This window comes from Amycolatopsis sp. (assembly GCF_035546795.1).
Lineage (GTDB): Bacteria > Actinomycetota > Actinomycetes > Mycobacteriales > Pseudonocardiaceae > Amycolatopsis_E.
Map to the genome: position 1 here is coordinate 94,793 of NZ_DASZWC010000004.1, position 18,373 is coordinate 113,165.

Annotated in this window: 26 protein-coding genes; 11 read left to right on the forward strand and 15 right to left on the reverse strand. The window is 69.8% G+C overall.

Annotated features, from left to right (window positions below):
• Nucleotides 1-28 precede the first annotated feature (28 nt).
• Nucleotides 29-817 carry an SDR family oxidoreductase gene (locus VHD82_RS05580; protein ID WP_325697678.1) on the forward strand — a complete coding sequence of 263 codons (789 nt, stop codon included), beginning with the start codon at nucleotides 29-31 and terminating at the stop codon, nucleotides 815-817.
• On the opposite strand, the gene lgt is transcribed toward VHD82_RS05580, so the two are convergent.
• The 7 genes from lgt to VHD82_RS05615 all read right to left on the reverse strand — a co-directional run bounded on the left by lgt (nucleotide 814) and on the right by VHD82_RS05615 (nucleotide 7,232).
• Nucleotides 814-1,803, reverse strand: a complete 990-nt coding sequence (lgt, locus tag VHD82_RS05585) for a prolipoprotein diacylglyceryl transferase (protein WP_325697680.1) — start codon at nucleotides 1,801-1,803, stop codon at nucleotides 814-816. The two genes, VHD82_RS05580 and lgt, sit on opposite strands and share 4 nt — an antisense overlap.
• Nucleotides 1,804-1,862: 59 nt before the next feature.
• Nucleotides 1,863-2,036: a hypothetical protein gene (locus VHD82_RS05590; RefSeq protein ID WP_325697682.1), complete on the reverse strand. Its 174-nt coding sequence runs from the start codon at nucleotides 2,034-2,036 to the stop codon at nucleotides 1,863-1,865.
• A gap of 20 nt (nucleotides 2,037-2,056) precedes the next feature.
• Nucleotides 2,057-2,848: a tryptophan synthase subunit alpha gene (gene trpA, locus VHD82_RS05595; RefSeq protein ID WP_325697684.1), complete on the reverse strand. Its 792-nt coding sequence runs from the start codon at nucleotides 2,846-2,848 to the stop codon at nucleotides 2,057-2,059.
• Nucleotides 2,845-4,056: a tryptophan synthase subunit beta gene (gene trpB, locus VHD82_RS05600; protein ID WP_325698003.1), complete on the reverse strand. Its 1,212-nt coding sequence runs from the start codon at nucleotides 4,054-4,056 to the stop codon at nucleotides 2,845-2,847. The genes trpA and trpB overlap by 4 nt, the downstream gene beginning before the upstream one ends.
• An 85-nt stretch (nucleotides 4,057-4,141) precedes the next feature.
• The gene (gene trpC, locus VHD82_RS05605; RefSeq protein ID WP_325697686.1) at nucleotides 4,142-4,951 is read right to left on the reverse strand and encodes an indole-3-glycerol phosphate synthase TrpC; all 810 of its coding nucleotides are present in this window, start codon (nucleotides 4,949-4,951) and stop codon (nucleotides 4,142-4,144) included.
• Nucleotides 4,952-5,143: 192 nt separating this feature from the next.
• Nucleotides 5,144-5,683: a Trp biosynthesis-associated membrane protein gene (locus tag VHD82_RS05610; protein ID WP_325697687.1), complete on the reverse strand. Its 540-nt coding sequence runs from the start codon at nucleotides 5,681-5,683 to the stop codon at nucleotides 5,144-5,146.
• Entirely contained in the window at nucleotides 5,664-7,232 is a 1,569-nt protein-coding gene (locus VHD82_RS05615) for an anthranilate synthase component I (protein ID WP_325697689.1), read from the reverse strand. Before VHD82_RS05615 ends, VHD82_RS05610 begins: the two co-directional genes overlap by 20 nt.
• Before the next feature lie 95 nt (nucleotides 7,233-7,327).
• On the opposite strand from VHD82_RS05615, the gene VHD82_RS05620 reads away from it, so the two are divergent.
• Entirely contained in the window at nucleotides 7,328-7,978 is a 651-nt protein-coding gene (locus VHD82_RS05620; protein WP_325697691.1) for a TetR/AcrR family transcriptional regulator, read from the forward strand.
• 89 nt (nucleotides 7,979-8,067) lie between these two features.
• Here the strand turns inward: VHD82_RS05620 and VHD82_RS05625 are convergent, their stop codons facing one another.
• The 4 genes from VHD82_RS05625 to hisF form a co-directional block, all read right to left on the reverse strand.
• Nucleotides 8,068-8,382, reverse strand: coding sequence for a hypothetical protein (locus VHD82_RS05625; RefSeq protein ID WP_325697693.1), 315 nt, complete (start codon nucleotides 8,380-8,382; stop codon nucleotides 8,068-8,070).
• A 165-nt stretch (nucleotides 8,383-8,547) separates the two neighbouring features.
• The gene (gene hisI / locus VHD82_RS05630) at nucleotides 8,548-8,901 is read right to left on the reverse strand and encodes a phosphoribosyl-AMP cyclohydrolase (protein WP_325697695.1); all 354 of its coding nucleotides are present in this window, start codon (nucleotides 8,899-8,901) and stop codon (nucleotides 8,548-8,550) included.
• Entirely contained in the window at nucleotides 8,898-9,281 is a 384-nt protein-coding gene (locus VHD82_RS05635) for a hypothetical protein (RefSeq protein ID WP_325697697.1), read from the reverse strand. The genes hisI and VHD82_RS05635 overlap by 4 nt, the downstream gene beginning before the upstream one ends.
• Nucleotides 9,278-10,051, reverse strand: a complete 774-nt coding sequence (gene hisF / locus VHD82_RS05640; protein ID WP_325697699.1) for an imidazole glycerol phosphate synthase subunit HisF — start codon at nucleotides 10,049-10,051, stop codon at nucleotides 9,278-9,280. The genes VHD82_RS05635 and hisF overlap by 4 nt, the downstream gene beginning before the upstream one ends.
• Nucleotides 10,052-10,094: 43 nt before the next feature.
• On the opposite strand from hisF, the gene VHD82_RS05645 reads away from it, so the two are divergent.
• The 5 genes from VHD82_RS05645 to VHD82_RS05665 are packed head-to-tail and all read left to right on the forward strand — an operon-like array spanning nucleotide 10,095 to nucleotide 13,414.
• Nucleotides 10,095-10,667 carry a TetR family transcriptional regulator gene (locus VHD82_RS05645; protein ID WP_325697701.1) on the forward strand — a complete coding sequence of 191 codons (573 nt, stop codon included), beginning with the start codon at nucleotides 10,095-10,097 and terminating at the stop codon, nucleotides 10,665-10,667.
• A gap of 14 nt (nucleotides 10,668-10,681) precedes the next feature.
• The gene (locus tag VHD82_RS05650; protein ID WP_325697702.1) at nucleotides 10,682-11,500 is read left to right on the forward strand and encodes a hypothetical protein; all 819 of its coding nucleotides are present in this window, start codon (nucleotides 10,682-10,684) and stop codon (nucleotides 11,498-11,500) included.
• Between the two features lie 49 nt (nucleotides 11,501-11,549).
• Complete coding sequence (locus VHD82_RS05655) at nucleotides 11,550-12,275, forward strand: ABC transporter ATP-binding protein (protein ID WP_325697704.1); 726 nt, start codon at nucleotides 11,550-11,552, stop codon at nucleotides 12,273-12,275.
• Nucleotides 12,272-13,006 carry an ABC transporter permease gene (locus tag VHD82_RS05660; RefSeq protein WP_325697706.1) on the forward strand — a complete coding sequence of 245 codons (735 nt, stop codon included), beginning with the start codon at nucleotides 12,272-12,274 and terminating at the stop codon, nucleotides 13,004-13,006. The genes VHD82_RS05655 and VHD82_RS05660 overlap by 4 nt, the downstream gene beginning before the upstream one ends.
• A 21-nt stretch (nucleotides 13,007-13,027) precedes the next feature.
• Complete coding sequence (locus VHD82_RS05665) at nucleotides 13,028-13,414, forward strand: PPOX class F420-dependent oxidoreductase (RefSeq protein WP_325697708.1); 387 nt, start codon at nucleotides 13,028-13,030, stop codon at nucleotides 13,412-13,414.
• A gap of 9 nt (nucleotides 13,415-13,423) precedes the next feature.
• Here the strand turns inward: VHD82_RS05665 and priA are convergent, their stop codons facing one another.
• Together priA and hisH are read right to left on the reverse strand one after the other, a co-directional pair.
• Nucleotides 13,424-14,155 carry a bifunctional 1-(5-phosphoribosyl)-5-((5-phosphoribosylamino)methylideneamino)imidazole-4-carboxamide isomerase/phosphoribosylanthranilate isomerase PriA gene (gene priA, locus VHD82_RS05670; protein ID WP_325697710.1) on the reverse strand — a complete coding sequence of 244 codons (732 nt, stop codon included), beginning with the start codon at nucleotides 14,153-14,155 and terminating at the stop codon, nucleotides 13,424-13,426.
• A 23-nt stretch (nucleotides 14,156-14,178) separates the two neighbouring features.
• Complete coding sequence (gene hisH / locus VHD82_RS05675; RefSeq protein WP_325697712.1) at nucleotides 14,179-14,808, reverse strand: imidazole glycerol phosphate synthase subunit HisH; 630 nt, start codon at nucleotides 14,806-14,808, stop codon at nucleotides 14,179-14,181.
• A 100-nt stretch (nucleotides 14,809-14,908) separates the two neighbouring features.
• On the opposite strand from hisH, the gene VHD82_RS05680 reads away from it, so the two are divergent.
• The 3 genes from VHD82_RS05680 (at nucleotide 14,909) to soxR (ending at nucleotide 16,814) form a co-directional block, all read left to right on the forward strand.
• A complete protein-coding gene (locus VHD82_RS05680; protein ID WP_325697714.1) occupies nucleotides 14,909-15,325 on the forward strand; it encodes a hypothetical protein in 417 nt (138 codons plus the stop codon).
• A gap of 193 nt (nucleotides 15,326-15,518) precedes the next feature.
• Nucleotides 15,519-15,800: a hypothetical protein gene (locus tag VHD82_RS05685; protein ID WP_325697716.1), complete on the forward strand. Its 282-nt coding sequence runs from the start codon at nucleotides 15,519-15,521 to the stop codon at nucleotides 15,798-15,800.
• 552 nt (nucleotides 15,801-16,352) lie between these two features.
• The gene (gene soxR, locus VHD82_RS05690; protein WP_325697718.1) at nucleotides 16,353-16,814 is read left to right on the forward strand and encodes a redox-sensitive transcriptional activator SoxR; all 462 of its coding nucleotides are present in this window, start codon (nucleotides 16,353-16,355) and stop codon (nucleotides 16,812-16,814) included.
• Here soxR and VHD82_RS05695 read toward each other — a convergent pair.
• Nucleotides 16,786-17,127 carry a DUF2695 domain-containing protein gene (locus VHD82_RS05695; RefSeq protein ID WP_325697720.1) on the reverse strand — a complete coding sequence of 114 codons (342 nt, stop codon included), beginning with the start codon at nucleotides 17,125-17,127 and terminating at the stop codon, nucleotides 16,786-16,788. The two genes, soxR and VHD82_RS05695, sit on opposite strands and share 29 nt — an antisense overlap.
• A gap of 170 nt (nucleotides 17,128-17,297) precedes the next feature.
• Between VHD82_RS05695 and VHD82_RS05700 the strand changes: the two genes are divergently transcribed.
• On the forward strand, nucleotides 17,298-17,732 hold the full coding sequence (locus VHD82_RS05700) for a GNAT family N-acetyltransferase (protein WP_325697722.1): 435 nt from the start codon (nucleotides 17,298-17,300) through the stop codon (nucleotides 17,730-17,732).
• On the opposite strand, the gene VHD82_RS05705 is transcribed toward VHD82_RS05700, so the two are convergent.
• The gene (locus VHD82_RS05705; RefSeq protein ID WP_325697724.1) at nucleotides 17,713-18,315 is read right to left on the reverse strand and encodes a TetR/AcrR family transcriptional regulator; all 603 of its coding nucleotides are present in this window, start codon (nucleotides 18,313-18,315) and stop codon (nucleotides 17,713-17,715) included. The genes VHD82_RS05700 and VHD82_RS05705 overlap by 20 nt on opposite strands.
• Nucleotides 18,316-18,373 lie beyond the last annotated feature (58 nt).

An 18,373-nucleotide genomic window follows, 5' to 3' on the forward strand; every position in this document is an offset into this window, starting at 1 on the left:
GCAACCAGTAACACAGTACAGTCTCCCCATGATCCTCGATCGTTTCCGGGTGGACGGCAAGATCGCCGTGATCACCGGTTCCGGCCGTGGCATCGGCGCCGCCGCTGCGGTCGCACTGGCCGAGGCCGGCGCCGATGTCGTCATCTCCTCCCGCACCGAGGACGACCTGGCGAAAGTGGCCGCCAGGGTCGCCGAAACGGGCCGCCGGGCGCACGCCGTCCCGGCGGATCTGACCGATCCGGCGGCCGTCGGGGCGCTGGCCGCCGCGGCGGTCGAAAGGTTCGGCAGGCTGGACATCGTGGTGAACAACGTCGGCGGCACGCTGCCGCGGCCGTTGCTGGAGAGCACCCCGGAGTTCCTCGAAGAAGCCTTCCGCTTCAACGTTTCCAGCGCGCACGCGCTGACCACCGCGGCCGCGCCGGCGATGCTCGAAGCCGGTGGCGGGGCCGTCGTGAACATCTCCTCGAACATGGGCCGCATAGCGGGCCGTGGCTTCGCCGCCTACGGCACCGCGAAGGCCGCGCTCGCGCACTACACCCGCCTGGCCGCGGTGGATCTCGCGCCACGGATCCGGGTGAACGCGATCGCGGTCGGCTCGGTGGCCACCTCGGCGCTGGAAATCGTGGTGGGCAACCCCGAGATCAAGGCGAAAATGGAGGCGGCCACCCCGCTGCGGCGGATCGGTGATCCCGAGGACATCGGCGCCACCGTGGTCTTCCTCGCCTCACCTGCCTCGGCCTACTTCACCGGCAAGGTGCTGGAGGCCGATGGCGGGTTGCAGACGCCCAACCTCGACCTCGGCCTCCCGGACCTCTAGGACTTCTCGGTGTCCTCTGGCGGGTCGTCCTCGGCCTTCGTCGACTCGGCGCTCGCGGCGACCGAAGCCTTCTCGGGCTCTGGCGCCGCGATGTTCTTGCTGAGCAAGGTTTCCGGCAGCTCCCGCTCGCCGCGGCGGCGGGCGAGCACGAAGTACGCCACCGCGCCGAGGAACACCAGCAGCGCGACCCACACGTTCACCCGCAGCCCGAGCACGTATGTGGCGTCGTCGGTGCGCATCAGCTCGATCCAGAACCGGCCCAGTGTGTAGCCCGCGACGTACAGCGAGAACGCCCGCCCGTGGCCGAGTTTGAACCGCTTGTCGGCCCACACCACGAGCGCGGCCACCAGCAGGTTCCAGATCAGCTCGTACAGGAACGTGGGGTGTACCGGGCTCTCCGGCAGCGGGATGTGCCCGAACGCCACCCCGTTGGGACCCTGGTCGGGGATCGTCGGGTTGTTCGGGTCGAACCGCTGGTAGACCTCCATCGCCCAGGGCAGGTTCGTGTGCGCCCCGTAGAGCTCCTGGTTGAAGTAGTTGCCGATCCGGCCGACCGCCTGCGCGGTGACGATGCCCGGGGCGATCGCGTCGGCCATCGCGGGCAGCGGGACGCCCTTGCGGCGGCAGCCGATCCACGCGCCGACCGCGCCGAGCGCGATCGCGCCCCAGATGCCCAGCCCGCCGTCCCAGATGTAGAGCGCCTGCACCGGGTTCTTGCCCGGCCCGAAGTATCGCCAGGAGTCGGTGATGACATGGTAGAGCCGCCCGCCGACCAGGCCGAACGGCACCGCGAACACGGCGATGTCGACCACGGTGCCCTTGGTCCCGCCGCGCTGCACCCAGCGGCGGTCACCCCACCAGATGGCGATGATGATGCCCACGATGATGCAGAGGGCATAGGCCCGGACCGGGATCGGGCCGAGATGCCAGACCCCCTGCGACGGGCTCGGGAACGACGCGAGGTACACGGTCGAGGCGTTATGCACGGGGCCACCGTAACGTGCCCGGGTAACAGGTCCACGTCAAGCCCGCACGTTGGACCCGCTCAGCCGGAAGTACGGCCGTTCAGCGCGGCCGATCCGGCGGCGAGCACGCAGCCGAGCGCGAAGATGACCGTCAGCCAGAGCGGCCCGCCGCGCAGCCCGTTCCACACGGCGGCCGCCGCCGACAGCACGGACACGAGGATGTTCCGGACCTGCAGTGGACTCGGTTTCGCCATGAACGCAGCTTTTCACGCGCTCATCGGGTGGCAGCGACCGGCTGCCGCACACCCTCGGCCAGTTCGGCCGTCAGCGCGCGCACCGCTTCGGCGCTTTCGGCCGCCTTCGTCACCAGCGCGGACCCGACGATCACGGCGTCCGCGAAACCCGCGACCTCGGCCGCCTGCTCCCGGGAACGCACCCCGAGCCCGACGCCGACGGGCAGATCCGTGTGTGCGCGAGTGCGGCGTACCAGCTCCGCCGCTCCGGAACCCACCTGGTCCCGCGCGCCGGTCACGCCCATCACAGCGGTCGCGTACACGAAACCCGACGAGACCTTGGTGGTCAGGTCCAGCCGTTCCTCCGAGGAGGACGGGGCGACCAGGAAAATCCGGTCCAGCCCGTGCGCCTCGGACGCCGCGATCCACTCCGCGGCCTCGTCCGGGATCAGGTCCGGGGTGATCAGCCCGTGCCCGCCGGCCGCGGCCAGGTCACGCGCGAACGCGTCGACCCCGTAGCGGCGCACCGGGTTCCAGTACGTCATCACCACCGCGCGCCCGCCACGCGCCGACACCGACTCGACCACCTCGAACAGGTGCCGGAGCCGGAACCCGCCCTTGAGCGCGGTGTCCGCCGCGAGCTGGATGGTCGGGCCGTCCATCACCGGGTCCGAGTACGGCACGCCGACCTCGAGCAGGTCCGCGCCACCGTCGATCATCGCGGCGAACATGTCCTTCGAGCCCTCGACGCTGGGGTAGCCGGCGGGCAGGTAACCCGCCAGCGCCGCCCGGCCCTCACCGTGGGTCTGCTCGAACAAGGCCTTGAGCGTCACGCCTCTACCAATCCGAAGTACTTCGCGGCAGTGTCCATGTCCTTGTCGCCACGGCCGGACAGGTTCACCAGGATCAGCGCCTCGCGGCCCAGCTCCTGGCCCAGCTGGATGGCCCCGGCCAGCGCGTGCGCGGACTCGATGGCCGGGATGATCCCCTCAGTGCGCGACAGCAGCTTGAACGCGTCCATCGCCTGCGCGTCGGTGATCGGCCGGTACTCCGCGCGCCCGCTGTCCTTGAGCCACGAGTGCTCCGGGCCGACACCGGGGTAGTCGAGGCCCGCCGAGATCGAGTGCGACTCCTGCGTCTGCCCGTCCTCGTCCTGCAGCAGGTACGACAGGGCGCCGTGCAGGTTGCCCGGGGTGCCCTCGGTCAGCGTCGCGCCGTGGCGGCCGGTCTCCACGCCGTCGCCGCCGGGCTCCAGCCCGACGAGGCGGACGTCCGGGTCGTCGATGAAGCCGTGGAAGATGCCGATGGCGTTGGACCCGCCACCGACACAGGCCGCGACCGCGTCGGGCAGCCTGCCGGTCTGCGCCAGGACCTGCGCCCTGGCTTCCTCACCGATCACCTTGTGGAAGTTGCGCACCATCATCGGGAACGGCGACGGCCCGGCCGCGGTGCCGAACAGGTAGTGCGTCGTGTCGGCGTTGGCGACCCAGTCACGGAGGGTCTCGTTGATCGCGTCCTTGAGCGTGCGGGAACCGGATTTCACCGGCACCACCTCGGCGCCGAGCAGCCGCATCCGCGCCACGTTCAGCGCCTGCCGCTCGGTGTCCACCTCGCCCATGTAGACGACGCAGTCCAGGCCGAGCAGCGCGCAGGCGGTGGCCGTGGCCACGCCGTGCTGTCCGGCACCGGTCTCGGCGATGACCCGCTTCTTGCCCATCCGCTTGGTGAGCAGTGCCTGGCCCAGCACGTTGTTGATCTTGTGGGAGCCGGTGTGGTTGAGGTCCTCGCGCTTGAGGAAGATCCGCGCCCCGCCGGCGTACTCGCTGAAGCGGGCGGCCTCGGTCAGCAGCGACGGCCGGTTCGCGTAGTCCCGCAACAATCGGTTGAGCTCGTTGACGTAGTCCGGGTCGACCCTGGCCTTCTCGTACTCGGCGGCCACCTCGTCGACGACGCCGATGAGGGCCTCCGGCATGAACCGGCCCCCGTACGGGCCGTAGTAGCCGCGCTCGTCCGGGTCGTGCTCGTTGTGCTCGGCGTTCATGCGGGACACCCGCACCCGGTCGGTCCTCCACACAGTCGCTCCTTCGTCGCGCCTGCTTCGTGCGGTGCCTCGATGGGCTGAGTGCTCATCGGCTCGGCCTCGGGCAGGCGGGGTGCGAACCGGCGGTGACGAGCTTGATCAGCGCGCCCTTCGGGTCACCGGAGGCGACCAGGCCCTCGCCGACCAGCACGGCGTCCGCCCCGTGGCCGGCGTACGCCATCAGGTCGCCCGGCCCGCGCACACCGGACTCGGCGACCTTCGTGACGTCGAAGGGCAGCCCGGGGGCGAGCCTGCCGAACACGTCCCTGTCCACCTCGAGGGTGTGCAGGTTGCGCGCGTTGATGCCCATGATCTGGGCCCCGGCATCGAGCGCCCGGTCCGCCTCTTCGGCGTTGTGCACCTCGACCAGCGCGGCCATGCCCAGCGACTCGACCCTGTCCAGCAACGCGACCAGCGCGTTCTGCTCCAGGGCCGCGACGATGAGCAGCACCATGTCCGCGCCGTGCGCACGAGCCTCGTGCACCTGGTACGGACTGACGATGAAGTCCTTGCGCAGCAAGGGAACATCGACCGCGGCACGGACGGCGTCGAAGTCGGCGAGCGAGCCGCCGAACCGGCGCTGCTCGGTGAGCACGCTGATCACGCGCGCACCGGCTTCTTCGTAATCCTTGGCCAATGCGGCCGGGTCGGCGATCTGCGCCAGATCACCCTTGGAGGGGCTGCGGCGCTTGACCTCCGCGATCACCCCGATCGACGACTCACGCAGCGCACCCGTCGCATCACGCGGTGGGGCCGCCTTGGCGGCGAGCCGCTTCAGTTCGTCGAACGGCAGGGCCTTCTCGCGCTCGGCGAGATCGGCACGGACACCTTCGACGATTTCTTCGAGAACGCTCACCAGACGCCTCCGTTCCCGGATGCATCCAAGTTTTCACTCGAAAGCTGGCTCACAAACACCTTCCCCTTCCCGCAGAAAAGATGCTAACTCGCCTCGATTCCCGGGCCGGTCCCGGGTCGAACATGCAGTGACAAAGGCGAAAGAGCGGCGCACAACACCGGCACCGGGCACACTCCGCGTGACCGGCCTGGGCTACCTGGTCGGATCTTCTCCTTCGGAGAGCGCCTCCCAGAGTTCGGTGTCGGGGTCGCGGACGGTTTTCCGCTTCCCTGGCGCGGCGTACTTCGCACCGAGCCGGGGCATCGTGCCCGCCCGCCTCGTAGCCAGTAACCCGCCGAGGATCATGAGAATTCCCCCGAGCAACGCCAGACCACGCCCGCTGTAGATCGCCGCGACGGGCGCCCCGTCCGGATACCCGCCGAAGGCGAAGCCACTCACCGCCGTCCAGCAGGCGGCCGCGCCCGCCAGTGCCAGCAACACGCCGAGTATCCGCCGCGGCCAGCCGCCGGTGGCGATCATCCCGGCGACGCCGGCCAGCGCGAGCACGGCCAGCGGCACCAGCGCGCCGGAATGTTCCGCGCCGGTTTGCTTGTCCAGCACCATTCCGCGCACTCCGGCGTCACGCAGGGTGGCCGTCCAGACCAGGCGGGACGAACCCCACAGCGCCGCCGCCCCGAGGAGCAGCGCCACCGCGATCGTCCACAGTGGACGCTTAGACGCTGGCGATGTCATCTGTCGGATCCAATGCCCTGGCGGGGGCCATCGTCTGCGCGGCCGCGACGGCGGACAGCACCGTACGCGCCTTGTTGAGCGATTCGTTGTCCTCGTAGTCGGCCACCGAGTCGGCGACCACCCCGCCGCCGGCCTGCACGTAGGCCACGCCCTCCCGCACCAGCGCGGTGCGGATGGCGATCGCCGTGTCGGCGTCGCCTGCGAAGTCCAGGTAGCCCACCACGCCGCCGTAGAGCCCGCGGCGGACCGGCTCCAGCTCCTCGATCAGCTCCATCGCGCGCACCTTCGGCGCCCCGGACAGGGTGCCTGCCGGGAAGCACGAGGCCACCGCATCGAAGGCCGTGCGGTCGTCCCGCAGCTCGCCGGTGACGGTCGAGACGATGTGCATCACGTGGCTGTAGCGCTCGATGGTGAAGAAATCGAGCACCCGCACTGTGCCCGGTTTGCACACCCGGCCGAGGTCGTTGCGGCCGAGGTCGACGAGCATCAGGTGCTCGGCGCGTTCCTTCTCGTCCGCCAGCAGGTCCTTGGCCAGCTGCGCGTCCTCCTCCGGATCCACCCCGCGCCAGCGGGTGCCCGCGATCGGATGCGTGGTGGCCCGCCCGTCGCGCACCGTGACCAGCGACTCCGGGCTGGAGCCGACGATGTCGAAACCGTCCAGCCGCAGCAGGTACATGTACGGGCTCGGGTTGGACGTGCGCAGCACCCGGTAGATGTCCAGCGCGTCGGCCTGGGTCTCCATCTCGAACCGCTGCGACGGCACGACCTGGAACGCCTCCCCGGCCTTGATCGCCTCGACGGCCTTCTCCACGGCCTCGTGGTACTCGGCCTTGCTGCGGCGGCGGGTGAACTCCGGCGCCGGGCGCTCGAACACCGCGGTGGTCGAGGCCGCGGCCGCGCGCAGCTGCTCGGTCATCGCCTCCAGCCTGCGGACCGCGTCGTCGTAGGCGGCGTCCACCCGCTCCGGGGAGTCGTCCCAGTTCACCGCGTTCGCGATGAGCGTGACGGTGCCCTCGTGGTGATCGAAGGCCGCCAGGTCGGTGGCCAGGAGCATCGTCAGCTCGGGGATGTCGATGTCCTTCTCGGCCAGTTCTGGCAGCTTTTCCAGCCAGCGCACCGCGTCGTAGCCGATGTAGCCGACCATCCCGCCGTGCAGCGGCGGCAGGCCGGGCAACGGCTCCGTGTGCAGCGCCGCGACCGTCTCGCGCAGCACCGTCATCGGGTCGCCCTCGGTGGGCAGGCCGACCGGCGGTGTGCCGGTCCACACCGCTTTGCCGTCACGCACGGTCAGCGCCGCCGGGCTGCGCACCCCGATGAACGAGAACCGCGACCAGGACTGCCCGTTCTCCGCCGACTCGAACAGGAACGTGCCGGGCCGGTCCGCCGCCAGCTTGCGGTACACGCCGACCGGGGTCTCCCCGTCGGCGAGCAACCGCCGGACCACCGGGATCACCCGGCGCCCCTCGGCCAGCGCGCGGAACTCGTCCCGGCCGGGGCTCACGGAACCGAGCCCGCCGGATGCGGAATTCGCGGAATGGACAGTGACCATGACCGCCATTGTGCCGCTCCCGGCGCGGAGCACCCGCACCGGGCATTAATTCATGTGTTGTTGAATTCTGTTCCCCCGCGAGTCATGATGGAGGTATGCGCACCACGGACGACCAACCGGCGGGCGGCAAACGCCGCGGCCGCCGCCCCGCCGGGCAGGACACCCGCAATGCCCTGCTCGACGCCGCTCGCGAGGTGTTCTCCGAGAGCGGCTACGAGGGGGCGACAGTGCGCGCCATCGCCGCCAGGGCCGGGGTGGACGCCGCGATGGTCAACCACTGGTTCGGCGGCAAGGAGGCACTGTTCGCCCGCGCCGTGCTCTCCCTGCCGTTCGACCCCCAGACCTTGGTCGGGACGCTCGTCGAGGGTGATGTGGACACCCTCGGCGAGCGTGTCATGCGACGGTTCCTGACCGTATGGGACGCGACCGCCGGCGGCGCGTTCCCCGCGTTGATCCGGAGTCTGGCCAGTCACGACAAGGCCGCGATCACGCTGCGGGACTACCTCATCGAGAACATCCTCAACCGGATCATCGCGCGGCTCGAGTCGGATCACCCCCAGTTGCGGGCCGGGCTCGCCGCCTCCCAGCTCATCGGCATCGGCATGGTGCGGTATGTCGCGGAGTTCGAACCGCTCGCCTCCGCCGACGTGGAGACCGTGGTCGCCACCGCCGGGCCGACAATGCAGCGTTACCTCACCGGCGATCTCGGACTGCCGCGTTCGAATTACGATGCCGATCGCCACTAATCCGACTACGGCTACGGCGGAAATGGGTTTCCACGAGCAAGTCCGCCGCGGTTGGTGCCCGCCTGCTTCCGGTCGGATCAGTAACCGCGTCATTCCACGGCACGGATTCCCTCCTTGTTTCCGTTGGTCAGCCCCAGCCTCTGCATAGCGCGGTCCACATCGTTCACGTGCTCCACCGCGATCCGTTCCGCGGCGCGCACGGAGAACTGCGCCGCCTCGACGAACTGGCGCAGGTCGGCGGAATCCGTGGTGGACAGCTCACCGGGGTTGTCCATATCCGCCTGGAGCACTTCCTCCACGGCGGCCTCGACGGAGAGCAACTCGGCCATCACGTCGTCGATCCTGGTGACCAAGTGCCGCGCCCTACCGCGTAATTGTTCGTAATAGCACCGTGTATCGCTCATCGCACACCTTTCGAAAGTCGGCTACTGTTGCCGAACACATTCCCGAATATCGGGGCGGTTGGCAACGAATCAGACAACGAGATGTGAAATTCACCCGGAAGATCGATTGGGTGCCCTCGCGGCGTGACCGACGGGTGCGAAGGATTCCCTTGCACCGCAGGAAAATCAGCCCTCGTCGGCCAGTAGCAGCCGCTCGTCGGAGTCGAAGCAGCTGTGCGTCCCGGTGTGACACGCCGGTCCGGTCTGGTCGACGCGCACCAGCAACGTGTCCCCATCGCAGTCCACCCGGACCTCGCGGACGTGCTGCACGTGCCCCGACGTCTCGCCCTTCACCCACAATTCGTTGCGGCTACGGGAAAAGTACGTCCCTCGCCGGGTAGTCAGGGTTTGCGCGAGCGCCTCGTCGTTCATCCACGCGACCATCAGCACGTCTCCGGTCGTGTGTTCCACCACCACCGCGCACACCAGCCCGGCGTCGTTGCGCTTGAGCCGCGCGGACAGCTCCCCGTCCAGGCTCATGCGGCGTCTCCCAGCAGATACCGGCGCACCGGGCCGGAGTTCAACAGCACCCACGTGTAGATGTAACCGACGGCAAGCACCGCCGAGAAGAGTTTGAGCCACAGCACCGAACCGCCGAGCAACAGGAACGCGTGCAGCAGCCCCAGCAGCGCGGCCACCCCGAACCCGAAGAACCGCGAAGAAGGCATCCGCAGCGCCAGCCCGCCGGCCACCAGACCGCCGAGCAGCACGCTCGCGACCGGCATGATCAGCGTGCGGCCCGAGGCCTCGGACGTGGTCACGATGATGATCCCCACCAGCAGGTAGGCCAGCCCCAGCCCGAGCAGCAGCGCGATGGCCACCTTCACCTCGACCGCGACCCGCCAGGACGAAAGCTTCACCGGATCTCGACTCCCCCGGCGCGCAGCGCGTCCTTCACCTGACCGATCTTCAACTGTCCGAAGTGGAACACGCTGGCCGCCAGCACCGCGTCCGCGCCGGCCCGCACGGCGGGCAGGAAGTGCTCCACCGCGCCCGCGCCGCCGCTGGCGATCACCGGCACCCGCACGACCTTGCGGGTCAGCTCGATCAGCTCCAGATCGAACCCGTTCTTGGTGCCGTCGGCGTCCATCGAGTTCAGCAGGATCTCGCCGACGCCCAGCTCCTCGCCCCGCGCCGCCCACTCCACGGCGTCGATCCCGGTGCCCTTGCGGCCACCGTGCGTCGTCACCTCGAAGCCCGACGCGGTGGGCTCGCCGCCCTCTGGCACCCGGCGCGCGTCCACCGACAACACGATGCACTGGGCGCCGAACCGCTGCGACGCCTCACGCAACAGCTCCGGCCGGGCGATGCCGGCGGTGTTGATGCTCACCTTGTCCGCACCCGCACGCAGGAGGCGGTTCACGTCGTCGCAACTCCGGACTCCACCACCGACCGTCAGCGGGATGAACACCTGCTCGGCCGTGCGGCGGACGACGTCGAACGTGGTCTCGCGGTTGCCCGAAGAAGCGGTGACGTCCAGGAAGGTCAGCTCGTCGGCGCCTTCGGCGTCGTACGCGCGCGCGAGCTCCACCGGGTCACCGGCGTCACGCAGGTCGGCGAAGTTCACGCCCTTCACCACCCGCCCGGCGTCGACGTCCAGACAGGGGATCACTCTCACCGCAACGGACATGCTCCCAGCGTACTGTCCGGCCTGGCGCGCTTAGGATCGCGGCATGGCAAGAGCGGGGCGGCGGCCGGGGCCCAGCGAGACCCGGGAGGAGATCGTCGCCGCGGCACGGAAACTGTTCGCCGAGCAGGGCTACGACGGCGCGACGATTCGCGGTATCGCCGCCGAGGCGCGGGTCAACGCCGCGCTGCTGCACCATTTCTTCGGCACCAAACAGCAGCTGTTCGTGGCGGCGATGAACCTGCCGGTGAACCCGCTCGACGAGCTGCCGCGACTGCTGTCCGGCCCGCCCGAGCGGACCGGCGAGCGGATCGTGCGGATGTTCCTCGGGCTGTGGGCGGAGCCACGCTCCCGTGAACCGTTCCTGGCGATCGTCCGCTCGGTGTCCGGGAACGAGCAGGCGGCCACGATGATGCGCCAGTTCCTCACCCGCGTCGTGCTCAGCAGGGTCGCCGAGGCACGCGGCGTGCCGCCGTTGCGCGCCGCCGCCGTGGCCTCCCAGCTCATCGGGCTGGTCATGCTGCGTTATGTGGTGCGGGTGCCGGCACTGGCCGACGCCGACGACGAGGAACTCGTGGCGCTGGTCGCGCCTGTCATCCAGTCCTATCTCACCCCCTGACATAGGGTCGTCACGTGTGGTGGGGTTTGTTGTGCGCGCTGATCGCGGCGGTGGCTTATGGGGTCGCGTCGGTGTTCCAGTCGGTCGCGGCGCGTTCCGTGGAAAGCAGCGAGAACGCCGTCGATCCCCGGCTGCTCTTCCGTGTACTCAAGCAATGGCGGTACGTGCTCGGGCTGGGCATGGACACGCTCGGTTTCGTCGCACAGCTGATCGCGCTGCGCGCGCTGCCGTTGTTCGTGGTGCAGGCGGCGCTGGCCGCGAGCCTCGCGGTCACGGCGGTCGCCGCCATCGCCATCGGCGCCCGGCTCGGCCGTCGTGAGTGGACGTCCGTGGTGGTCGTCTGTGTCGGGCTGGCCTTGCTGGGAATTTCCGCGGAGAGCGAAGGGTCGACTCCGGTCGGGCTGACATTCCACATCGGACTCGCGGTGGCCACGGTCGTGCTCGGCCTGCTGGGCCTGGCCGCCGGGAAGACGCCCGAAAGGTTCCGCAGCCCCGCGCTGGGGCTGGTCGCCGGGCTCTGTTTCGGCATGGTCGCGCTCGCCGGCCGGGTGGTGTCGACGAGCAGCCTGACCGCGGTACTGACCGATCCCGCCGCGTACACCGTGGCGGGCGCGGGCGCGCTGGCGATGCTGTTGTTCGCCTCCTCCCTGCAACGCGGGAGCGTCACCACCGCGACCGCGCTGATGGTGGTGGGCGAGACTTTGCTGCCTTCCCTGATCGGCATCCTCGCGTTGGGCGACACCACCCGGCCGGGCTTCGGGCTCATCGCCGTGTCCGGCTTCGTGCTGGCTGTCGCGGCGGCACTCTCGCTCGCGCGGTTCGGCGAAGTCTGAACCTTCCGCCTCTTGACCGGGGCCGCGGTGCGTGCGCAAAATTAAACACATGATTAATTCAGCCGTCAGCGTCGACGGTCTGCGCGTCATCCGCGGTGGCCGCGAGGTCGTGCGCGGGGTGACGTGCGAGGTGCCGCGCGGCGGGATCACCGGGCTGCTCGGTCCGAGCGGCTGCGGGAAGACGACGCTGATGCGCTCGATCGTGGGCGTGCAGATCGTCGCCGGCGGCACGGTGACCGTGCTCGGCCTGCCCTCGGGCAGCAAGCCGTTGCGGCACAAGATCGGTTACGCCACACAGAATCCGGCGATCTACGCCGATCTGACGGTCGCCGAGGCGCTGCGCTACTTCGCGGCAGTGCTGCGCGCGCCGGAGTCCGATGTGGACAGAGTGATCGCGGAGGTCGGGCTGACCGGTGAGGCGCACAGCCTGGTCGGCAATCTCTCCGGCGGCCAGCACAACCGCGCGAATCTGGCAGTCGCGCTGCTCGGCACGCCGGAACTGCTCGTGCTCGACGAGCCGACCGTCGGCCTCGATCCGGTACTGCGCGACACGCTGTGGGAACTGTTCCGGAAGCTCGCCGCCCGCGGGACGACGTTGCTCGTTTCCAGCCATGTGATGGAAGAAGCCGCGCGCTGCGACCGGCTGCTGCTCATGCGGGACGGCAGCCTGCTGGCCGAGGAGTCCCCCGCCGAGTTGCGCGAACGCACCGGCGCGGCCGATCTGGAACAGGCTTTCCTGCGGCTGATCCGCGATCAGGAGGCGGCGCGCTCATGAACCCGGCACTCACGCTCGCCACCGCGCGGCGCATCCTCACCCAGCTCCGGCACGATCCGCGCACCGTCGTGATGCTCATCGTGGTGCCGTCACTGCTGATGGTGCTGCTGCGGTACGTGCTGAATTCGCCGCTGATGTTCAACCGCACCGCGCCCGCGCTGCTCGGGGTTTTCCCGTTCCTGATCATGTTCCTGATCACCTCGATCACCACGCTGCGGGAACGGACGACGACCACGCTCGAACGGCTGATGACGATGCCGGCAGGCAAACTGGATCTGCTGTTCGGGTACGCGCTGGCATTCGGACTGCTGGCGGTGGTGCAGGTGGCGCTCGCGGCCGGGATCTCGTTGGCCTGGCTGGATCTGGACATCCAGGGTTCGCTGTGGCTGCTGTTGCTGATCGCGGTGCTGGACGCGTTGCTGGGCATGGCGCTCGGGCTTTTCGTGAGCGCGTTCGCCCGCACGGAGTTCCAGGCGGTCCAGTTCATGCCGGTGTTCGTACTGCCGCAGATCCTGTTGTGCGGCCTGTTCGCGGCCAGGGATTCGATGGGCTGGGTCCTGCACTGGCTGTCGAACGTGATGCCGCTTTCCTACGCGGTGGAGGCACTGAGCCGAGTCACCGGAACGTCCACTGTGGATGGCACGCTGATCAGGGATCTGGTGATCGTCGCATGCTGCGCGTTGCTCGCGCTGGTGCTCGGGGCGGCCACGCTGCACCGCCGCACACCGTGAATTGCGGCTAGTTTGGGCGGTATGACTGCTGAGGTGGAACGACTGGGCGCCGAGAAGTACGTACTGCTGACCACCTACCGCAAGGACGGCACCCCGGTGTCCACGCCCTTGTGGCTCGCCGTGGACGGCGGTGAGCTGGTGGTGTGGACGGAGCGCAAGTCCGGCAAGGTCAAGCGCATCCGCCGGGACGGGAAGGTCCAGGTGCAGGCCTGCGACTTCCGCGGCACGAAGACGCACGGGGCTGTCGTGCCGGGCCAGGCAAGGCTGATGGACGAGGCCGGCACCGAACGCGCCCGCCGGTTGATCGAACGGAAGTACGGCATCGTCGGCCGGGTGACCATGTTCTTCAGCCGGCTGCGCGGCCCGAAGGACCGGACAGTCGGGCTCGCGATCGCCCTCGACGCCTGACGGCGCGCGTCAGCGGACGGCGGCGAGAGCTTCGGGGAGGGTGAAGGCACCGGCGTAGAGCGCCTTGCCCACGATCGAACCCTCCACACCGTCGCTCGCCAGCGCGGCCAACGCGCGCAGGTCTTCGAGGCTGGACACGCCACCGGAGGCGATCACCGGGGCGTCGGTGCGCGCGGCGACCTCGCGGAGCAGGTCCAGGTTCGGGCCCTTGAGCGTGCCATCCTTGCTCACGTCGGTGACCACGTAGCGGGCGGCGCCGTCCCGGTCCAGCCGCTCCAGCACCTCCCACAGGTCGCCGCCGTCCTGCGTCCAGCCGCGCGCGGCGAGCCGGTGGCCGGCCTCGGTGATCCGCACGTCCAGCCCGATCGCGACCCGATCGCCATACGTGGCGACGGCTTTCGCGGTCCACTCCGGATCTTCGAGCGCGGCCGTGCCGAGGTTCACCCGGCGGGCGCCGGTGCCCAGCGCCGCCTCCAGCGAGGCGTCGTCGCGGATCCCACCGGACAGCTCCACCTGCACATCCAGCTCACCGACCACGCGGGCCAGCAGCTCGCGGTTGGAACCCTTGCCGAAGGCCGCGTCGAGGTCGACCAGGTGGATCCACTCCGCGCCGTCCCGCTGCCAGGCCAGCGCGGCGTCGAGCGGTTCGCCGTAGGAGGTCTCGGTGCCGGCCTCGCCCTGCACCAGGCGGACCGCCTGGCCGTCGGCCACGTCAACAGCGGGAAGGAGCGTGAAAGTCACGTGGTGACTATAGGTGAGGGGGTTCAGAGGGTGCGCAGCCAGTTCTCCAGCAGGTGAGCGCCCGCGTCCCCGGACTTCTCGGGGTGGAACTGGGTGGCCCACAACGGCCCGTTCTCGGCGGCCGCGACGAAGTCCTCGCCGTGGTGCGCCCAGGTGACCTTCGGCTCCCGGCCGGGCAGCCCGGACTCCAGCTCCCACGTGCGCGCGGCGTACGAGTGCACGAAGTAGAAGCGGGCGTCGGCGTCGAGGCCCGCGAACAACTCGGAATTCTCGGGAGCACGGACCGTGTTCCAGCCCATGTGCGGCACCACGTCCGCGTGCAGGCGGTCGACGGTGCCCGGCCACTCGCCGGTGCCCTTCGACTCCACCCCGTGCTCGACGCCGCGCTCGAACAGGATCTGCATGCCGACGCAGATGCCCAGCACCGGACGCCCGCCCGCGAGCCGGGTGCCGATCATGCGGTCGCCGCCGACGGAGAGCAGCCCCTCGATACAGGCGGCGAACGCGCCCACCCCGGGCACCACGAGACCGTCCGCGTTGAGCGCCGCATGGGGATCCGCGGTGACCTCGACCTCGGCGCCGACGCGCTGTACCGCGCGTTCGGCGGAACGAAGGTTCCCGGACCCGTAATCCAGAATCACGACGCTAGTCACGGGTCCAGTCTAGGCTGGGCCGACAACGGCCTCCAACGACATCGGCACCGGTGGCGGACCCCGGCGACCGGACCCCGGGGGCAGGCCCGAGGGAGTGACCATGCTGTCGCAGAGCAGTCCGGACATCCATCCCGAACGCACCGGCCGCAGCACCCGGAGAGTCATCGGCCTCACCGGCGAACTGGCCGATGCCCTGAGCGATTTCGACGCGGGTGTGCTGACGCCCGGCGAACTGCGCGAGCTGATGCGCGGGATGAACTCCACCGCCTCCGCGCTGACCCGGATCCTCGACCGGTTGCGGGAACGGCCGGAACTGGTCGGGCGCGAACCCGGTCAGTACCCGAGTTTGCACACGGAACTGGACCAGGCCGCCGCGGCGGCCGAGGACCTCCAGGTGACGGCCGCATCCCTGGCCCGGTTGCTGCCGACGCAGACGCTGGCGTCCGCGGGTGCGCTGGCGCCCGCGAGGGCGGGTGCGGGTGCGGTGCCGATGTCTGTGCATGGCCGGGCCCGGTAGGGCAGACGCGGCGGCGCAGCGAGCGCGGCGCGGGCGGACACCGGCTGGCACGGACACGGACACCGACTGGCACGGGCACCGGCACCGGCACCGGCACCGGCACGGGCGAGAATGCGATGCGAGCGCAGCGGCAAGCATCGCGGTCCGCGGCACAGGCGGCGAGCCTGGCGAACTGCGCGAGCTGATGCGCGGCATGGATTGCACCGCCTCCGCGCCGGCCCGGATCCTCGACCGGTTGCGGGAACGGCCGGAACTGGTCGGGCGCGAACCCGGTCAGTACCCGAGTTTGCACACGGAACTGGACCAGGCCGCCGCAGCGGCCGAGGACCTCCAGGTGACGGCCGCATCCCTGGCCCGGCTGCTGCCGACGCGGGCGCTGACGCTTGCGGGCGCGGGCGCGGGTGCGGTGGCGCCCCGAGTGCGGGCGCGGTGCCGACGGCTGTGCGTGGCCGGGCCCGGTAGGGCGGCCCGGTAGGGCAGACGCGGCGACGCAGCGGAGCGCGGCGCGGACGGACACCGGCCGGGCACGACGGACACCGGATGGCACGGCGGCGCACCGGCGAGCACGAGCGGCGCACCGCGGGCGTGCCGAACCCGCCAGCACGGCGAACGCCGCCCGAACGCACGTGCAGCAAGCCGTGCGTGCGCACCCGCATACCAGCACGGCGAACGTCGCCCGCCCCGCGCGCGCAAGCCTCGCGCGCGGCCAGACACCAGCCCGGAACCGCCGGGCGCCGGCCCGGCGCCCGGCGCACGTGCCGACCCCCAAACCCGCGCGCGGCCATGACAAAGACGGGCGCGTGAATGCTCACCGGCGTTCGTGTATCGGCCGGGTTTCGATACCCGGCCGGGGAGCGGCGCACTGCGCCGCGTCCTTTGTGGAAACGATCCCTCCTTCAGCAAGAAAATCCACTGTGGACCGAAAACGCCCGCACACTCAGCAGCCACCCACGCGACGGCGCCGGCAGGGAGCCGCGCCACACGTGGCAACCTCGACTTAAGTTGAAGTCAAGGCTAGGCTGGGAGTGTGACCAAGCTTGCCGACCACCTCAGCATCGGTCAGGTCGCAGAACGCAGCGGCGTGCCACACACCGCGCTGCGCTTCTACGAGGACCGTGGGCTGATCACCTCCGAGCGCTCTTCGGGCAACCAGCGTCGTTACTCCCGCTCGGTGCTACGCCGCATCGCCTTCATCCGGGCGGCGCAACGGGTCGGCCTCAGCCTCGAGGAAGTCAGCGCGGCGCTGGCCACGCTCCCGCACGACCACGCGCCGACCAAGGCCGACTGGGCGCGCCTGTCCCGCACCTGGCAGGACGAGCTGGAAGCCCGCATCGACGCGCTGCAGCGCCTGCGTGATCGGCTGACCGGTTGTGTCGGCTGCGGTTGTCTCTCCCTTCGGGTGTGCGGCCTGTACAACCACGACGATCAAATGGCCCGCTTCGGCCCCGGAGCCCGGCTGCTCAAGCCGGCGGTGGAGGGCGGGGCCTGACCCCGCACGGCCTCGTCGAGCCCCGGCGCGAAACACCGGCACACGGCACCGGCGGATCGGCTCCCGGAATCTGGTCCGGATAAATCTTCAGCGCCACTTCGCAGTCGCACCGCGCGCCTCGACGCACGAATCGCTGCTCGAGCGCCACCGCACCCGGGGCGTTGTGCTCGCGCCAGCGAGTGACCCAGCGAAACTTGTTGGCACAGCCGAAATCCGCGAGCATCCGGCCGACGTAACACGGCAGGCATTCGCGTTCGCCCGGTTCGCTCCATTGTTCCCGGAGCAGGGCGTCCATGGCGGCGAAGTCGTGCATGATTCCTCCCAGTTGGTGCTTACGTACTGCTTACCACCAGGCACCGACAGTCTTGCGCGAAAAGGTCGTCCATGAGCCAATGAAGGCCTGGACGAACGAGGAGAAATGCTGTCCCGCAAAGACAAAAAGTGGTTCACTTCCGACGAGACGGGTACGCAGGAGCCCACGTCATGAGCGCGATCAGTGTCAGGCCGGCCGACGTGACCGATGCCGACGCTGTCTTCGGTCTGCTCTGCCGGTTCGCCACCAGTTATCGCCCGCAGCGCGCGGCCTTCGACCGCAACTACGAACAGCTGCTGGCCTCGATGACCTACGACAGCACGGATCTGCTCGTCGCCGACGACGGACAGGTGCTCGGTTATGCGCTCGCCACAAGGTTTCTGGTGCTCTACGCCAACGGCCCGGTGAGCGAACTGCAGGAGCTCATGGTGGATCCGGCGCACCGGGGCCGCGGGATCGGCCGCGCACTCGTGCACGCCGTGGTGGCCAGGGCACGCGCCGCGGGCGCCGTCGAAGTCACCGTGCCGACCCGTCGCGCCCGTGACTACTACCTGGCGCTGGGCTTCACCGAAACCGCGACGTTCCTCAAGCTTCCGCTGAGCTGACCCGCCGCGGCCGTCCGAGCAGTTTCCGCCCCACGTCAAGAAGATGCTCGCGCAGCGTCGCGTCGTCGAGCTCCGCGAACTCGGGCGCGCCGCCGGTCAGTGCGATGCCGGTGATCGCCGCGTGGGCCGCGACGGCGCGGTTCACGTCGCCGGCCGGACCGATCAGGATCTCCAGGATCCTCTTGCTGAAGTTCTCGTCGCCCGCCCACGACTCGGCGACCGAGCGCAGCACTCCCGGATCACGGCTGAACAGCGCGATGAGCGCGCGATGGCGCACCACGACGTCGACGAAACCGGCCAGCAGGTGGTCGATCTGCTGACCACGCCGGCGCTGCCGGGTCGCCTCCTCGACCACCTCGTTGAGCTGCTTGAGCCCCGGCTCCGCGACCGCTTCGGCGATCTCGTTCTTGGTCTTGAAATGGTAGTACACGGCGGCTTTGGTGACCCCGAGCGCGTCGGCGATCATCTGCAGCGAAGTGCCCTCCACCCCGTGCTCGGCGAACAACCGCAACGCGGTCGCGAGCAGTCGCGTCCGCGTGTCCTCCTGGCCACCGGCTGGCATGGTGGCCGGTCCGGCTGTCATCGCCATCTCCTCCCGGGCACGCGAAGGATACGTGCCGCCCGGCGATCACGACAACCGA

What these genes read in the sequence shown, in the direction of transcription:
- VHD82_RS05580 (WP_325697678.1), top strand. Translation starts at nt 29, where the DNA reads ATGATCCTCGATCGTTTCCGGGTGGACGGCAAGATCGCCGTGATCACC.
- VHD82_RS05590 (WP_325697682.1), bottom strand. Translation starts at nt 2,036, where the DNA reads ATGGCGAAACCGAGTCCACTGCAGGTCCGGAACATCCTCGTGTCCGTG.
- trpB (WP_325698003.1), bottom strand. Translation starts at nt 4,056, where the DNA reads ATGAACGCCGAGCACAACGAGCACGACCCGGACGAGCGCGGCTACTAC.
- VHD82_RS05610 (WP_325697687.1), bottom strand. Translation starts at nt 5,683, where the DNA reads ATGACATCGCCAGCGTCTAAGCGTCCACTGTGGACGATCGCGGTGGCG.
- VHD82_RS05615 (WP_325697689.1), bottom strand. Translation starts at nt 7,232, where the DNA reads ATGGTCACTGTCCATTCCGCGAATTCCGCATCCGGCGGGCTCGGTTCC.
- VHD82_RS05620 (WP_325697691.1), top strand. Translation starts at nt 7,328, where the DNA reads ATGCGCACCACGGACGACCAACCGGCGGGCGGCAAACGCCGCGGCCGC.
- VHD82_RS05625 (WP_325697693.1), bottom strand. Translation starts at nt 8,382, where the DNA reads ATGAGCGATACACGGTGCTATTACGAACAATTACGCGGTAGGGCGCGG.
- hisI (WP_325697695.1), bottom strand. Translation starts at nt 8,901, where the DNA reads ATGAGCCTGGACGGGGAGCTGTCCGCGCGGCTCAAGCGCAACGACGCC.
- hisF (WP_325697699.1), bottom strand. Translation starts at nt 10,051, where the DNA reads ATGTCCGTTGCGGTGAGAGTGATCCCCTGTCTGGACGTCGACGCCGGG.
- VHD82_RS05645 (WP_325697701.1), top strand. Translation starts at nt 10,095, where the DNA reads ATGGCAAGAGCGGGGCGGCGGCCGGGGCCCAGCGAGACCCGGGAGGAG.
- VHD82_RS05655 (WP_325697704.1), top strand. Translation starts at nt 11,550, where the DNA reads ATGATTAATTCAGCCGTCAGCGTCGACGGTCTGCGCGTCATCCGCGGT.
- VHD82_RS05660 (WP_325697706.1), top strand. Translation starts at nt 12,272, where the DNA reads ATGAACCCGGCACTCACGCTCGCCACCGCGCGGCGCATCCTCACCCAG.
- VHD82_RS05665 (WP_325697708.1), top strand. Translation starts at nt 13,028, where the DNA reads ATGACTGCTGAGGTGGAACGACTGGGCGCCGAGAAGTACGTACTGCTG.
- VHD82_RS05680 (WP_325697714.1), top strand. Translation starts at nt 14,909, where the DNA reads ATGCTGTCGCAGAGCAGTCCGGACATCCATCCCGAACGCACCGGCCGC.
- VHD82_RS05685 (WP_325697716.1), top strand. Translation starts at nt 15,519, where the DNA reads ATGGATTGCACCGCCTCCGCGCCGGCCCGGATCCTCGACCGGTTGCGG.
- VHD82_RS05695 (WP_325697720.1), bottom strand. Translation starts at nt 17,127, where the DNA reads ATGCACGACTTCGCCGCCATGGACGCCCTGCTCCGGGAACAATGGAGC.
- VHD82_RS05700 (WP_325697722.1), top strand. Translation starts at nt 17,298, where the DNA reads ATGAGCGCGATCAGTGTCAGGCCGGCCGACGTGACCGATGCCGACGCT.
- VHD82_RS05705 (WP_325697724.1), bottom strand. Translation starts at nt 18,315, where the DNA reads ATGACAGCCGGACCGGCCACCATGCCAGCCGGTGGCCAGGAGGACACG.